Consider the following 14,718-nt stretch of genomic DNA (forward strand, 5'->3'; position numbering starts at 1 on the left):
TGTCAGCTATGTAACCAGAAGTCCAAATAATGCAGTCTTGATAGGTAACTCTGGCAGAATTATGCTTAATAGATTGTAACTATGATATCGAGACTCTAGGAAATAATTCCATATAAATCAACGGATAATATTAATTTTGTGCATAGCAAATTACCACTTAATACGTGTTGAAATAAACAAGTAAACTTATAATTGCATAATTAACATTAGATTTTTTGCTCTATACGCATTTTTACACTTTCTTTGCGATTGTCCTGTTTCCGATACATAAAAACTAGTGGTATGATGAGTACTATTAGACCCTATAAATCAGAATATTGGACAGCTATATAAATGGTCATTAAGGCAAAGAGCCCAGCAGGCTTTGCAGAAAAATACATCATTGAGAGTATTTGGAAAGGGCGTTTCCCTCCGGGTTCTATTTTACCCGCTGAACGTGAGCTCTCCGAGCTGATTGGGGTGACTCGAACAACACTTCGCGAAGTGCTACAACGCCTTGCTCGCGATGGTTGGCTGACCATTCAGCATGGTAAGCCAACTAAAGTGAATCAATTTATGGAAACATCAGGGCTACATATCCTCGATACCTTGATGACTCTGGATGCGGATAACGCCACTTCCATCGTGGAAGACCTTCTTGCTGCACGGACTAACATCAGCCCTATCTTCATGCGTTATGCATTTAAAGCGAATAAAGAGAGCTCCGAGCGTACGATAAGCAGCGTGATTGAGTCTTGTGAAAGCCTTCTCGCGTCAGAGTCTTGGGAAGATTTTATGGCTTCGTCACCCTATGCAGAGAAGATCCAACAATTTGTTAAAGATGATGGCGAGCGCGATGAAGCAAAACGCCATGCAACTCTCGTCGCGAAAACATTTAACTTCTATGATTATATGCTTTTTCAACGCTTGGCGTTCCACTCTGGCAATCAGATTTATGGTTTGATTTTTAATGGTTTGAAGAAGCTGTACGATCGTGTTGGCAGCTACTACTTTTCCAACCCAGAATCTAGAAGACTCGCATTGCAGTTTTATCGTGACCTCTTGGAGGTTTGTGAGACAGGTAACCGAGATCGCATCATTGTTGTTGTCCGACACTATGGTATGGAAAGTGCGCAGATTTGGAATGAGATGAAAAACTCACTACCTACCAATTTTACAGAAGATGATACTTGATAGTCTTTCATGTTCAATTAAAAAAAGGCCGCAAAAGCGGCCTGTTTTTTATCTAGCCAATATCCGAGTCGTCATAGCCGCCGGCCTCTTTGTACCAAGAGGTTAAGTGCGTTTTTAAATCTTTGAGTTCTTCAGGGCCAATGAGAGCAAGCCCTAGATCTTCCGCTCTAGTGATGTCGTTGTATCGTAGAGGTCTAAAGCTGACTAGCATAGCACGCGCTTGTAATCCTCCCAGTAAGTCGCGCAAGGACTCGAGCTTGTACAAAGTATCATCACCATCGTCACGCATACCCTTGGTCTTACACTCGATGATGTGCAGCTTGTTGTTTGCGACAGAAGCAACATCCAACTCATTTCTTACTTCTCGGTCTCCAAGCTGACGATATACTTGAACATTGAGAGAATGATCTTGAATAGTTGGAATATCTTTTTGAATGTCGCGTACTGTCCTATGAACAAGAGTTTCCAACCACTCACCATTTGAGAATCGGCGAGCGTCTTCATTAGCAAAGGTAAGTACGCCATCGCAATAACTGGCAATTTTTGCTTCTACTAAATCACTAAGAAGCATATTCAGTTCGCGGTAGCCTTGCTGTTTCTCGGATAACTCGACATTAAGCTTTTGCTCTTTTCTACAGGTTGTTGCGAGATAATTGAGTGTCGCAAGACCTGGGCCTAGTTCTAGAGCATTACTTGCCCACTTCTCTCCCAGCTCATAGAGTTTTTGATCAAGCTGTGCAGGCAATTCTTGTTGGTTGAACTCACCCCGAGCGCCGAACACTGTTAGGTAGTCATCTATCGTAATGCGGTCTTCAAGCTGCGTATCCTCTTTGCCATCTGGATAGAGCCAACATAACCTATCGGTATTTGGTTCAACGACGAAGATTGGCCAATGGAATGTACGAAAAATTTCATAAACTGAAAGGAGCTGATGTCTTAGCCCGCAGCTAGCATTGAGTTTGACTTCTTCTCCACGTGAACTTAGATCGTCGGCTAAGATACCCACAGCACGCTTAATCCTTGATGTATTGGCTACATTAGGGATCTCAAAAAACTCGGTTGTGATATTTCTTTTGGCAAGAACATGCTCAAGTCTTTGGTACATAGCTATCTGACTTTTCACGCCAATAAAAACAATGTGATTACTGATAGTACGGTTATCCAATAGAGGAGTTACCAAACGAATTGGGTCTTGGTCAATGATGCCAACATGGACTGCCATATAGTCTCCTTATGGTTGGCTTGTAAAAATGTGAAATAGATCTGAGCACAAGCCTTAGTAACGATATAAAGATGCTGAGTCTAAAAAACAAGAGCCCAAGGGTAAATTGACCGCTACAAATGGATAATTTGCATAGTTCTGACAAAATGAGTGGTTTAAATTCATGCAAGCAATTTGATAGTTTTACTAGCGTGTTGTACCGACACGAATGGGGTTCGAACTAAAACGCTTCAGCTTCTCATATATACGAAAAGTATATGTTTCATATCCTAGGAATGTGGTTCTATCGATTGTTATCAGTTAGACAGAAGGTAGTGAACACCGTTTTTATTGTGATTTTTTTGCGTTTGGCGCATACTCCCTGACATTATTTCAAGCTAATTAAAAGTAATGGAGTGCTTCATGGCTGAAGAGACCATATTCAGTAAAATAATTCGTAAAGAGATACCTTCCGATGTGGTGTATCAAGATGATCTGGTGACTGCTTTTCGAGATATTAACCCTCGTGCACCGAGTCATATTCTGATCATTCCTAATAAGCTTATTCCTACTACCAACGATATCGAAGAGTCTGATGAACTTACTATGGGTAGAATGTTTACCGTAGCACGCAAATTGGCAAAGGAAGAGGGTATTGCTGAAGATGGCTATCGCCTAATTGTGAACTGTAATCCACATGGTGGTCAGGAAGTCTACCATATACATATGCACTTGTTAGGTGGAAGACCACTCGGCCCTATTCTGGTCAGTTAAATTTGATATTAGGCAAAAAATAATGGCAATCATTTAAACTTTTTATGATTGCCACTGTCGAAGCGACGATAACAAAAACTAATAACTCATTCGGAGCACCAAGTGCATAAACAGGTTCGAATCGCATTAGTGGTATTAGGCTCAACAGTTCTTACTGCCTGCGCTAATTTTTCAGCGGGCAATCTATTTAGCCACTATAGTGCGCAAAATAACGAGCTTTATCAAGCAGTTAAGCAAGGCCAGTATCAAGAAGCAGAACAAGCTTTACCTGAGCAAGTCGCTGGGGATATCTTGGACAATATGGAAAAAGGCCGTGTTTACCTGCTTAACCAACAATATAGCGAGAGTAAGTCTGCGTTTGAGCTTAGTGATCAAGCTGTGAGAGCTCAGCAAGACAAAGCGACTATCTCCATTACAGAGACCGCGACTAGTGTTGGTTCACTCGCTGTTAACGATAACTTGGATATTTACCGCCCAGCAGATTATGAACTTGGCTTCTTACATTTATACCTTGGCTTAAATTACCTTAAAAATAATGATCTTGAGGGCGCGATTATTGAAATGCGTCGCGCAAATCAGGTTCAAGAACAAGCGAGAAAAGAAAGAGAAAAGGAACTAGAATCCGCTCAAAAAGATATGCAATCCAAAGGTTTAACTCCAAACATTGGAAGCGTACTTTCTAATTATCCAGATGCAGGAAAAACACTCCAAGCGGTACAAAATGGCTATTTGCTTTATCTGTCTGCATTATTGTATGAGGCAGATAAGGCACTCAATGACTCTTATGTCGATTATCGACGAGCATTGGCTGTGATGCCTGATAACGCCGCCGTTATTGATGGTGCTAAGCGTGTCGCGAAACGATTAGGCATGAATGAAGACTTAGCTATGTTAGAAAAACGTTATGGTAAAGCGAGTTTCATTGAAAGTGACAAAGCAAGAGTCATCGTCATTGAAGAGCTGGGGGTTGTGGATGCCCTGCAGGGATGGAAACAAACTCTTCCTTTGTTCGATAGCAGTGATAATCTAGCATTATATACTATCGCCTTACCGCACTATGGGCGCCATGATACCCAGTATTTTCCCGCGACTCAGTTGAATCAGACCAAGCTCAATAGTGACTTGATGACGGACGTCAATGCTATGGCTCAATATGATTTATCTGAGAGAATGCCAGCGATCATTATTCGCCAAGCACTTCGCGTTTGGGCGAAAGATGAATTGCGCAGAAATGCCACTAATGAAGACCAATTGGGTAGTGCATTAGTGAATATTTGGAATACCTTGACAGAACAGCCTGATACCAGAAGTTGGTTAACTCTTCCAGGACAAATCAAAAGCAGTAGCATGACAGTCGAACCTGGTCAGCAAACGGTGACGGTGAATGAGCAAGATTACCAATTTGAGTTGAAAGCAGGTCGAACTGCTTTGGTTTGGGTCTCTCGGCAGGGAGGTAATGCCATTATATGGCATAAACAGTTAGGAAACATTAGATGAAAAAATGGCTTATTGCAGCGTTGGCTGGTTTTATCATGGTAGGGTGTTCGAACAACACCGCGGGCTTGCGTATAGACGGAGCATCGCAAACCGTCTTATTTGGTGATAACGTGTTAGCTGGACGTCTACACATTGACGACATATCGACCGCTCAGGTTGACGGACGAGCGAGAGGCGTGGTGAGAGTCACTAGCCAATATAAAGGCGATCAGCACATTCAATATCGCTTCTATTGGTACGATGATAGTGGGTTAGAGGTCAACACTAAGCTTGGCCCTTGGCGACAAACCGTTGTACGAGGAATGGAAACTATTTCTATCTCAGAAGTTTCAGTGAATCCGAATGGTACACAGTTCCGCATTCAGATTCGAGAAAGCGATAACTAAAGCCCAAGACTTCGGTATTCTACCTTTTAATCTACTTTCAAACTATTGAATGAAATTGAGGAACTAATAATGAAAAAAAGCGCTATAGCATTACTTGGCTTAGCTGTGTTACTAGGTGGCTGTTCTAATAAAGTTAGCTACGGTGACGCACAAGCTGTTGAAACCACAACGATTGATTTTGGCTCAACAGATTTGCAAAAGATTGCTGCAGAAATGGTTGATAGCATGATGATGTCCGGATCGGTTGCGGCCATTACCAATAACTCTCGCCCGATCGTTTTTGTCGAGAAGATTAAGAACAAGACGAGCGAGCATATCGATACTGAGTCTATCACTGATACTATCAGTACTAAAATGCTCAATTCGGGTAAATTCCGCTTTGTTGATATGGACAGAGTGGAAGCGGTTCGTGAACAACTTAACTTCCAAAATAATGATGAGTTAGTTAATCAGAGCACGGCGATCCAGTTTGGTCAGATGGTTGGCGCACAATATATGCTGTATGGAAACCTATCGAGCATAGCGAAAACCGGAGGCAGTGATAAAGATGTATACTATAAGATGACCATGCGTCTTATGGACTTAAAAACTGGTTTAATCGAATGGGCGGATGAAACAGAAATCCGTAAACAAGAGTCGAAAAGCTTCTTGGGGCTGTAATTCTATAGGAGTGATCAATGGCAATAATGGCCTGGCAGGAAGCCTGTCAGCTTGATACTTCACTGAGATCATTAGATCACTTCTTTTCGACTCCTCCGGAATATGCTCAGACGCTGACCGGAGGGCTGACAAATCGCTGCTGGAAAGTCAAAACTCACAGTAGCGATTGTTTTGTCTGGCGGCCTAGCACCCACATCACCAAAGCTTTGTCGATTTCTAGATTTCATGAACAACAAATCCTCTCTCTCATCAAAGATACTGGTATTGCTCCTAAGCCCGTTTATCTTAATGAATACGGTTTATTGGTTGAATGGATTGAAGGAGAGCCACTGACTGATGACCTACCTTTTGACTCCTTATTGAAAACATTGGCCAAGATTCATAATTTCGATATCACCAAAGTGCCGACCGTCCCTTTTAATTATACTGCTCGGGTCGATCATTATTGGATGTTACTGCGCGAAGAGTTGCAGTTAGACCAGTACCGAGACCTGTATCAACAATGGCGTAACGTACCAAGTTTAGATAACACTATCCACTCGCTTTGTCATTTTGATCTTGCTGGTTATAACATGGTTAAACACTCTGAAGGACATAAGGTGATTGACTGGGAATACGCCTGTGTGTCTGATCCTCGACTCGATCTAGCGATAACTATAGGTGTGACAAATGAGAAACCACTAGAGTCGGTTTATCGATATTGTCAGTTTAGAGGTATCGAAAGTGTTGATGACTGGGTTAATGGGGTTATGGCTTGGAAACCAAGAGCTGAGGTGATGGCGATGCTGTGGTATCTGTTAGCTTATCAGTTAAAGGGGCAAGAAAGGTATTTAACTGAAGCACAAGCGCTTGGTGATTTGCTGGTTTCACAATCTGACCAAGCTTAACTTCTCGGTATATTTTAGATTTAAGTCTCCTTATAACCTTACTTTTTTTGTTAGATTTGTTGGGTGAACAGAGGATCTTAGAATGATTATTTACTTACACGGTTTTGACTCTACCAGCCCTGGCAACCACGAAAAAGTCTTGCAACTACAATTTATTGATCAAGATGTTCGTTTTGTTAACTACAGTACATTACATCCTAAACATGATATGCAGCATCTTCTCAAGGAAGTACACAAGGCTATTGAACAATCAGAAGACAGAAATAAGACTATCATTTGTGGTGTTGGTCTAGGAGGTTACTGGTCCGAGCGTATTGGATTTCTATGTGGAATTAAGCAAGTGATCTTTAATCCTAACCTTCATCCAGAACTCACTATGCAAGGTCGTATCGACAGACCTGAAGAGTATCAAGATATTGCGACTAAGTGCGTGCAAGAATTTCGTACTAAGAACAAAAACCAGTGCTTAGTTATTTTGTCAGAAAACGATGAAATACATGATAACCTCCAAACGTCAGAAGAACTTGAAAGCTATTACGATATTATATGGGACGCTACTCAGAGCCATAAATTTAAAAAAATTTCTCAGCATTTGGAAGCGATAAAAACGTTTGGGAAATACGAATGATAATTATATAAAGGCACTAATTTTGTGCCTTTTACTATCTGTACGCTATTTAAATTTATCTGCGGCGTCTTCGTCTAGCAACTTCCATAGTAGAATAAAATGCATGAATGATACCAGGAATGAAAAAGAATAGAGTGAGTACAAAACTAATAAAAAAATGTTTTCCTAGTCCTCGATTGCACACAACGGCAGCAGGTGGAAACAACAAGCATAAAATGATAAGTAAAAATTTGTTCATAATATATTCCTAAATTGATTAGAATTTTAATTAATTTGAAATATATATTTTCTTATCTGTCGATAATTAAATCAATGGACATAATTATGATTGTTTATGCTAATTTAACTAAGTGTGATAAATTTTGTTAATATATTACTATCCGATGTAAGATAAAAGAATATTATTTAGATAATATTCTTTTATCTTCAGTGAAGCTTTAATTACCTTTATTATTTCTGACAATAATAATATCTCTAAGCATAACTATGACTTGCAGCATTATAACTAAAGTAAAGGGTAGTGCGCCGGCTATAGCTATTTGCTTGTTTAGTTCAACATCATTGTCATAAAGTAGTGACGCCGAGAGCAAGACTAGAATGATTGCCCATATCAGCTTGGCTCTATTACTATCAGTATTGGTTAGCATAGAGCAAACAAACAATGCTGAGTCAGCGCTTGTGATGATGAAAGTCACCAATAAGATTAAGGCTGCGATTGAAAATATTTGACTCAAGGGCAAGTGCTCAAAGAAAACAAATAAACCTTGAGTGTAGTCTTTGCTTACAGAGCCGACGACCTGTGAGCTAAAATCACTGTCAAGACTAGCGCCTCCAAAAGTACTAAACCAAATAATAGAGGCTAGGGTTGGAATAAGCACGACACAGGCTAAGAACTGCCGAATGGTTCTACCTCTACTGATCCTTGCGATAAAAGGCCCAACGAAAGGAGCCCATGCAATCCACCATACTAGATACGTGATAGTCCAACCTAGGCTCCAGCTGTGAGACTGAGGCTCGATTGAAAAAGAGACTTTTGGTAAAAGCTGGATATAAGCGAGCGATGATGAAGTGATTCGAATTAGAGTTTGTATCGGGTCGACAAGAACGAATACCGCAATAACCATAGCAAGCATAATTACTGTATTGAAAAGGCTTAGCCGCTTAATGCCTTTTTGCAGTCCTAATAAGGATGATGCAGTAAACAAGATTGCAATGGCGATAAGCAAGCTATATCGAAAAGAGAATGAATCTATGGACCTTGAAAACGTTTGCTCTAAGCCGGTTTGAATCAGTGCAATAGCGTTAGCAAACGTGCCAGCAACACCAAATATTATCGCAATGACGGCCATCCAATCGACGACTGAGTACCAACCGCGCTTTGATTTAGAAGTAAATGTCGATGATATGTGTAAGGTTCGCTTTCTATTGTAACTAAACCACGCGATAGCAAGTGCTGTGATGGCATAAATCGCCCATGCATGTAGCCCCCAATGGAAATAAGTAATCGCCAAGGCTGTGTCGGTATTATCTCCTAAGTTTTGTGCAAATACAGGCAAGTTAGCGGCATGAAAAGAGGGTTCAGCAATTCCCCAAAAGATAAGGCCAGAGCCCATCCCGGCGGTAAACAACATTGCGAGCCAACTTGACGTGCTAAATTCAGGCGAGCTTAACTCCCCACCCAAACGTATTTTGCCTACTGGGCTTATACTGAGCCCGATAACGAGCAATACCATAAAGCTTGAGATAAGCAGCAGACCAAGGCCAAATTGGTCGATAGCTGATTGAGTTAGATGAGCGAGATAGCTAATGGTGACCTGTGGAAAGGAAACAAAAACAAACATAATAGCGGCAATCGCATAAATGCTCATCGTTGTATTACTTGGTCTAAGCATAGGAGTCAACCGAGACTTGAGTATGGCTATATTGGATGAGCTCACTTTACACTCCGAATGTTCATTAGTTTACTTGACGTCTGGATGCTAACGTATGTCGGTCGACACGAGACTTTAGAAGAGTGCTCTGAGTTCATCAGCGCGCTGTTGGGTCATATTGATGTAACAATCCATCGCGTCATTTTGTCCACCAGAACCACTCTCTTTGTGATAGAAGAAATTACACTTTGCGTCACGATACTTAATCCATAAGTTTTGCATATGTTTTAGATCTTCATGCCTAAACGTTTGGATTTGCTTGATTGCCGATTGGTACTCTTGATTTAAGCGAACGTCTTCCCTTTCTAACTCGGCATTTTGGCAGAGAGTATAGGCCAATCTATCTAGGGCGTTTTGAGAGCAGGACATATACGCAGCGCTTCTTTTTGTTCCGCCAGGCTCTTTTAAGTTTTGTGTTTCAGTGCTGAGTTCTGTTTGGCTTGATTCGACAGGTTGTAAGCTTTGCGCACATCCGCCAAGCCCAACAGAAGACAAAATGAGCAGTACTTTTAGCGTGTATGGTTTCATTATGGAGTGAACTCAAGGTTGGTGGCCTCCAACTATACTAAATAATTAAATAGCAAAAAACCATGAATGTAGAAATGGAATCAGTGAAGACATTTGTCTCTCAACAAAGGTAAATAGTAAGTGAAGCTTTTATAGGTTAATCAATGAAATTTCACACTCCTTAAGACAATCTTTAGTTGCGCGGCCTATCCTGCCCTATATAATGAGTTCTATCACAAGGATGTTGATAAAAATCAAAAAATGAGAGCAAGTCAAAACTTGCCCAAGCAAGACCTAAATCTTGAAAGCCTCTCGAAGGCGAAACATTGTTTGAATAACGTGGCTTACTTGATAAATAAAACCTCTACACGCCTTGATTGCCGTAAGACTCACTCTAATGAGAGCAGGCTGGCGAGAAATTAAGCAAATTTTATCGAGGCGAACTATCGGCTCGACACCTATTTTATTTTTCTAGAGGATAGTTGCTGTGACTCGAATTATCGTAGTGGGCGGCGGTGCAGGTGGTTTAGAGCTTGTTACCAAACTTGGCCGGACCTTAGGCCGTAAAGGGCGTGCGAAAGTGACGCTAGTGGATCGCAAAGCCAGTCATTTATGGAAACCTTTGTTGCACGAAGTAGCAACAGGATCACTCGATGAAGGGGTAGATGCACTGAGCTATCGCGCTCATGCGAAAAATCATCACTTCGATTTTCAAATGGGCAGTCTTAAAGACATCGATAGAACGCGTAAGGTGATCACCCTTAGCGAACTTAAAGATGAACATGATGAGTTGTTGATGCCAGGTCGTGAACTAGAATACGACATTCTGATCATGGCGCTGGGCTCCACCTCTAACGACTTCAATACTCCAGGCGTGCGCGAGCATTGCATTTTTCTAGACAGCACAGACCAAGCATCTAAATTCAGAACGGAAATGAACAATGAGTTCTTGAAGCTGCATGCGAAGCATGGTCATGGTTCGGTTGATATTGCCATTGTAGGCGCGGGTGCAACCGGAGTAGAACTATCTGCTGAGCTTCATAATGCAGTAAAAGAGCTTCGTACTTATGGGTTTGGTGACTTGGATTCAAGCAAGCTAAACGTCAACTTAATTGAAGCTGGAGAGCGCATTCTACCAGCACTGCCAACTCGTATTTCGTCGGCAGCGCATCAAGAATTAACTAAGCTTGGCGTCAATGTTCGCACCACAACAATGGTTACCGAAGCCTGCCCTGATGGACTGATGACCAAAGAGGGTGAAAAAATCCCTGCACAAATCATGGTCTGGGCGGCAGGAATTAAGGCGCCAGATTTTGTTAAAAATATCGCTGGCCTTGAAACCAATCGTATCAACCAACTGATTGTTAAAGAAACTCTGCAGACGACTTTAGATGACGATATTTTTGTTATCGGTGACTTGGCCCAGTGCACTCAGGCCGATGGTTCCTTCGTTCCGCCAAGAGCGCAAGCCGCGCATCAGATGGCGAGCCGAGCATTTTCAAATATTGTTGCCAAGCTTAATGGCCGCGAACTCAAGCCTTATGTCTATAAAGACAAAGGCTCTTTGGTGTCTTTAAGTAAGTTTTCTACAGTCGGCAGCTTGATGGGGAATCTGACCAAAGGCTCAATGATGATTGAGGGTCGAATCGCTAGAGTGGTGTATATCTCCCTCTATCGCTTGCACCAAATGGCCCTGCACGGCGTATTCAAAACCGCGTTAATTATTCTTATGGGTAGGATTAACCGAGTTCTACGCCCAAATCTAAAGCTTCACTAATAAGCATCTGTTGATACGCGAACACACTAGTATTACAGGGAAAGACTTAATGGCGGTATACCTCGGTATGCCGCTGTTTTAGTTAAAATCCCCCATTTTTGAGTTGCTAAGGCTAACTGTGATGAGAGAACACAAGCATAAAATATTAGAATAGCTAGCATCTTTTAGGAACAATGATATCAACAATTTCTCCAGGAATTGAACACGTAGCTATACAGATGAAAACCAAGTATGAGAATTAACTGCTTATAACAAGAATGTAAAGTGAGACTACCAACAGTTTGCTCGGTTTCGCTTCGCTACACATTTTAGCAAACAATTATCAGCCCCTTAAATAGGCGTTGTATTTTTCAAGGTGCATTAGGATTATAGGAATTTGATGATGAATAAAGTGTTTATTTTGGGGTTGTTCTTTATTTGTGCTTGTGCTCACTCTATAGAATCGGCTAATTTTATCCCCAAATCCAGCGTTCATGGGGAAGCTAACTATGTGGGAGCAGATCCCGAACTTGAAGCTATCTCAAATAAGTTTTCATCTGCTATTCGAGCTAATCAAATATGGTGGGAAAACTACTTTAGAAGCTCAGGTATGGAACTGGGGGAGGTATTACCCTATCACAAGAAAATGGGTATTAGTGAAGCAGAGTATCATCAAATTCTAAACTCAAAAGGCAGGTGGCATTTAGTTAGATTAGGTGATGTGAGTGTTTCCGTTAAGAATTTATCTGGATTTACGCAAATTTTAATAAAGGGGGCAGGAATACAAAAAGAATTCCGATACTATCCTAAAGATAATGTAATTCAAACCTCTAGGGGCTTTCTTAGAACTGTTAGTAAAATAAATCAGCAAGACAGAAACTCTCCAACAGGGCCCTGGGTAGGTGTACAGTGGAAGCTTGAAGATAAAAAAGGTGGGCTCGTTGAGTCGGTGGCCTTTGGAAAAATGGGTAATAGCTCTGAAGGTGTTATTTACTATGATATTAAGTTACGTGAAGGCGGAAGTTCTCACTATTTTATTAAGCACACACCAAACTAATTATAGGTGTGGAACTCCATAACAATCAAAGCCACCCGACTCACTGCACTTGCGCGCTCAAACTGCAAGTTGATCATTAATTGTTGATTTTGATACCAGTGTTTGGTTTCACTCTGGTGTTGTGGTTAAGAGCGTTGTCGCTGGATTTACTAAGTTAGTTGTTAATTTAGTTTTGCAGCCGCCTGAGGTGACAACCAGTTCCCAGTAATATCAAGGATCTAACAATAATATCGGACACATCAGTAAAGAGAAAGATAAATTATCCATGTCACTTTGAGGTTTGTTTTTATGTACTGCAGATCTTGAGCAATACTGTCGTCGATTTATATTAAAGGAAAGTATTTCTGGTTGAATATCGGTACGTTTATTCAAACACAGTTTCAGCCATCAAGCTTTGGGCATCCATTTCTGGACAGTCTTTCACTTGGGGGACACACCAGGGTGTCCGCATGAATGGTTGATATTTGACCATTGACATCAATCCCGCCATAAGTACTTGTTCCAAAAAGGTTGGTTGCATCATGCAGCGTTCCTGTTTCATCGGCACACTAATCTTGGTTGGTTCTGTTAGGCGTTTTCCGACTGTCTGGCATCCTCTACAATGAAAGTGGTTTTTAAAATCAGCTGTACTTCTGCCGAATTTACGGGAATGGATGGTTGGTGTGAACTTAATTTAAATTCAGAGCATAATCAAAATTTACTTAGGGATATTAAAATTAAAGTGTTACTGTTATATGCTGTCTTTAATGAAATGGAATAAATCCAAAAAGGTCTCCGCCTGACAAATATATAAATTAGGTGTTATTTAGCGCCATTTATTATCTAAATTTGACAGCGAGATATAACCATATAACATAATTGGAACAATGACGCACAAGGACTAGTGTATGTTCTATAGACTAAAATATAAAAAAATAAATTATTTCACCAAATTTTTATTGTTGTTTTTGTTATTTAATGCCTTTCCAATATCAGCAAGTGAATACTCGTCTTCAAATAATCAAGCCGAGTATAAATCTGCGCTGGAAACATTAAAGCGTATTACCTTATGGACGTGGGAAGAAGAAGTTTCTTTATTATTACAAAACTACAATAATATCGATTATCGTAAGATAAATGCTAATTATGTTTTTAATGAACTTGACATGCATCGCTGGGGGCAGAAAATAACTGATTTCTTAGATTTGGCGACATTGTTATTATCGTTTCAATCAGAAGAATATCAGAAAAGTAATCAAGCAGAGTTCGACCAAGCAAAGTCTACCATCAATAATCTTAGGTATAGGATCAATGAGATCGTACTCAGCGTACATCCGAGCTTCGATTTAAATCACTATGCGCTTACAAATGCATATAAAGGGTCAAATATTAAAATTGCTGTGTTTGATTTATTTGATCCTGTATTGCTCGCCAAGCAAGTTGAGCACTATCCAAATGCCAATATACAAGCCATACAAAGTTTTGGCGATCCAGTACAGCTTAACCATGGCAACTCTGTGATTGATGTTATTCTTGCCATTGCGCCTCAGGCCACCATTATTCCCATTAGTGCTGAATCGAGTACTTACCATCAAGCTATGGCTTATCTCGAAAATAGAACGGATATCCACATCATCAATATGAGTCGCGCTTTTCTCGCTCTTGATAACGAGTTAGATCCACAATTTTCGCAGCAGTTAAGCCATGTTCTCAGTCACACAATCGTCACCAAATCTCTCGGTAATACAGGGACAGACTTAGAGTCGAATGTCACTCCATTAAGGCAAAGTCTTGGCTTAGGGGCGACCGGAAATTTGTTTTCCTATGATTTGGGCTTAATTAAAGAATTTTTGCCCAGCCTTTATACCTATAACGATAACCTGTTGTTGGCCATCAATCTAGACACTTTTTCTCATCAAATCGCATTAAGCGCAACGGTTCCAGGCGATAACGCTTTGGCTGTATCGACAAGTCTCAGCACACCCGCTGATGCAGTTTATACTTGGTCGACAGGCAACTTTGAATCAGGCAGCTCTTTTGCAGCCCCGCAACTTGCCGCGGTAAGTGCATTATTATGGCAGGCTTATCGAGAACACCATCCTCAACAAATGCCCAATGCAGCCAGCAAGGTCACTCAAGCGCTTAAGATAAGCACTCGTGCTTCTGACTTGGGCGCATCCAATACAGGGCTAGGGTTGGTCGATGCTGACAAAGCATTAGCCTATATTTTAGGGCATCAATCAAAACAGAACTTGATAAAATAAACGATGTGCTCGTTAATG

15 protein-coding genes are annotated in these 14,718 nt (G+C 40.9%); 10 read left to right on the top strand and 5 right to left on the bottom strand.

Features of this window, described 5'->3' with window-relative positions:
* Window positions 1-333 precede the first annotated feature (333 nt).
* Window positions 334-1,173, top strand: a complete 840-nt coding sequence (gene fadR / locus DPF90_RS02695) for a fatty acid metabolism transcriptional regulator FadR (protein ID WP_114784440.1) — start codon at window positions 334-336, stop codon at window positions 1,171-1,173.
* Between the two features lie 52 nt (window positions 1,174-1,225).
* On the opposite strand, the gene DPF90_RS02700 is transcribed toward fadR, so the two are convergent.
* The gene (locus tag DPF90_RS02700) at window positions 1,226-2,395 is read right to left on the bottom strand and encodes a DUF1887 family protein (protein WP_114784442.1); all 1,170 of its coding nucleotides are present in this window, start codon (window positions 2,393-2,395) and stop codon (window positions 1,226-1,228) included.
* A 402-nt stretch (window positions 2,396-2,797) separates the two neighbouring features.
* Between DPF90_RS02700 and hinT the strand changes: the two genes are divergently transcribed.
* From hinT to ycfP, 6 genes are all read left to right on the top strand, one after another.
* Window positions 2,798-3,148 carry a purine nucleoside phosphoramidase gene (gene hinT / locus DPF90_RS02705; protein WP_114784444.1) on the top strand — a complete coding sequence of 117 codons (351 nt, stop codon included), beginning with the start codon at window positions 2,798-2,800 and terminating at the stop codon, window positions 3,146-3,148.
* A gap of 102 nt (window positions 3,149-3,250) precedes the next feature.
* Window positions 3,251-4,645, top strand: coding sequence for a COG3014 family protein (locus DPF90_RS02710; RefSeq protein ID WP_114784446.1), 1,395 nt, complete (start codon window positions 3,251-3,253; stop codon window positions 4,643-4,645).
* A complete protein-coding gene (locus DPF90_RS02715; RefSeq protein WP_114784449.1) occupies window positions 4,642-5,031 on the top strand; it encodes a YcfL family putative periplasmic lipoprotein in 390 nt (129 codons plus the stop codon). Before DPF90_RS02710 ends, DPF90_RS02715 begins: the two co-directional genes overlap by 4 nt.
* A gap of 69 nt (window positions 5,032-5,100) precedes the next feature.
* Window positions 5,101-5,691 (top strand): penicillin-binding protein activator LpoB, encoded by a 591-nt coding sequence (gene lpoB, locus DPF90_RS02720; protein ID WP_114784451.1) that lies wholly within the window; start codon window positions 5,101-5,103, stop codon window positions 5,689-5,691.
* Window positions 5,692-5,708: 17 nt separating this feature from the next.
* The gene (locus DPF90_RS02725) at window positions 5,709-6,578 is read left to right on the top strand and encodes a phosphotransferase (RefSeq protein WP_114784453.1); all 870 of its coding nucleotides are present in this window, start codon (window positions 5,709-5,711) and stop codon (window positions 6,576-6,578) included.
* Window positions 6,579-6,660: 82 nt separating this feature from the next.
* The gene (gene ycfP / locus DPF90_RS02730; protein ID WP_114784455.1) at window positions 6,661-7,206 is read left to right on the top strand and encodes an alpha/beta hydrolase YcfP; all 546 of its coding nucleotides are present in this window, start codon (window positions 6,661-6,663) and stop codon (window positions 7,204-7,206) included.
* A 55-nt stretch (window positions 7,207-7,261) separates the two neighbouring features.
* Here ycfP and DPF90_RS02735 read toward each other — a convergent pair whose 3' ends face one another.
* From DPF90_RS02735 to DPF90_RS02745, 3 genes are all read right to left on the bottom strand, one after another.
* The gene (locus DPF90_RS02735; RefSeq protein WP_114784457.1) at window positions 7,262-7,444 is read right to left on the bottom strand and encodes a YqaE/Pmp3 family membrane protein; all 183 of its coding nucleotides are present in this window, start codon (window positions 7,442-7,444) and stop codon (window positions 7,262-7,264) included.
* 199 nt (window positions 7,445-7,643) lie between these two features.
* Entirely contained in the window at window positions 7,644-9,143 is a 1,500-nt protein-coding gene (locus tag DPF90_RS02740) for a BCCT family transporter (RefSeq protein WP_205395152.1), read from the bottom strand.
* A 69-nt stretch (window positions 9,144-9,212) separates the two neighbouring features.
* The gene (locus DPF90_RS02745; RefSeq protein WP_114784461.1) at window positions 9,213-9,665 is read right to left on the bottom strand and encodes a lysozyme inhibitor LprI family protein; all 453 of its coding nucleotides are present in this window, start codon (window positions 9,663-9,665) and stop codon (window positions 9,213-9,215) included.
* 466 nt (window positions 9,666-10,131) lie between these two features.
* Here DPF90_RS02745 and DPF90_RS02750 point away from each other — a divergent pair, with 466 nt between their 5' ends.
* Complete coding sequence (locus tag DPF90_RS02750) at window positions 10,132-11,421, top strand: NAD(P)/FAD-dependent oxidoreductase (RefSeq protein ID WP_114784463.1); 1,290 nt, start codon at window positions 10,132-10,134, stop codon at window positions 11,419-11,421.
* A gap of 379 nt (window positions 11,422-11,800) precedes the next feature.
* A complete protein-coding gene (locus DPF90_RS02755) occupies window positions 11,801-12,457 on the top strand; it encodes a hypothetical protein (protein ID WP_205395153.1) in 657 nt (218 codons plus the stop codon).
* 364 nt (window positions 12,458-12,821) lie between these two features.
* On the opposite strand, the gene DPF90_RS20235 is transcribed toward DPF90_RS02755, so the two are convergent.
* Window positions 12,822-12,980, bottom strand: coding sequence for a hypothetical protein (locus tag DPF90_RS20235; protein WP_162813984.1), 159 nt, complete (start codon window positions 12,978-12,980; stop codon window positions 12,822-12,824).
* A 364-nt stretch (window positions 12,981-13,344) separates the two neighbouring features.
* Between DPF90_RS20235 and DPF90_RS02760 the strand changes: the two genes are divergently transcribed.
* Window positions 13,345-14,700 (top strand): S8 family serine peptidase, encoded by a 1,356-nt coding sequence (locus DPF90_RS02760; protein WP_114784467.1) that lies wholly within the window; start codon window positions 13,345-13,347, stop codon window positions 14,698-14,700.
* Window positions 14,701-14,718: the final 18 nt, after the last annotated feature.

The organism is Vibrio tetraodonis, from assembly GCF_003350295.1.
Taxonomy (GTDB): domain Bacteria; phylum Pseudomonadota; class Gammaproteobacteria; order Enterobacterales; family Vibrionaceae; genus Vibrio; species Vibrio tetraodonis.

Bases quoted from the DNA above. Each gene is read 5' to 3' on its own strand.
- fadR (WP_114784440.1), top strand. From the start codon at position 334: ATGGTCATTAAGGCAAAGAGCCCAGCAGGCTTTGCAGAAAAATACATC.
- DPF90_RS02700 (WP_114784442.1), bottom strand. From the start codon at position 2,395: ATGGCAGTCCATGTTGGCATCATTGACCAAGACCCAATTCGTTTGGTA.
- hinT (WP_114784444.1), top strand. From the start codon at position 2,798: ATGGCTGAAGAGACCATATTCAGTAAAATAATTCGTAAAGAGATACCT.
- DPF90_RS02715 (WP_114784449.1), top strand. From the start codon at position 4,642: ATGAAAAAATGGCTTATTGCAGCGTTGGCTGGTTTTATCATGGTAGGG.
- lpoB (WP_114784451.1), top strand. From the start codon at position 5,101: ATGAAAAAAAGCGCTATAGCATTACTTGGCTTAGCTGTGTTACTAGGT.
- DPF90_RS02725 (WP_114784453.1), top strand. From the start codon at position 5,709: ATGGCAATAATGGCCTGGCAGGAAGCCTGTCAGCTTGATACTTCACTG.
- ycfP (WP_114784455.1), top strand. From the start codon at position 6,661: ATGATTATTTACTTACACGGTTTTGACTCTACCAGCCCTGGCAACCAC.
- DPF90_RS02735 (WP_114784457.1), bottom strand. From the start codon at position 7,444: ATGAACAAATTTTTACTTATCATTTTATGCTTGTTGTTTCCACCTGCT.
- DPF90_RS02745 (WP_114784461.1), bottom strand. From the start codon at position 9,665: ATGAAACCATACACGCTAAAAGTACTGCTCATTTTGTCTTCTGTTGGG.
- DPF90_RS02755 (WP_205395153.1), top strand. From the start codon at position 11,801: ATGATGAATAAAGTGTTTATTTTGGGGTTGTTCTTTATTTGTGCTTGT.
- DPF90_RS20235 (WP_162813984.1), bottom strand. From the start codon at position 12,980: ATGATGCAACCAACCTTTTTGGAACAAGTACTTATGGCGGGATTGATG.
- DPF90_RS02760 (WP_114784467.1), top strand. From the start codon at position 13,345: ATGTTCTATAGACTAAAATATAAAAAAATAAATTATTTCACCAAATTT.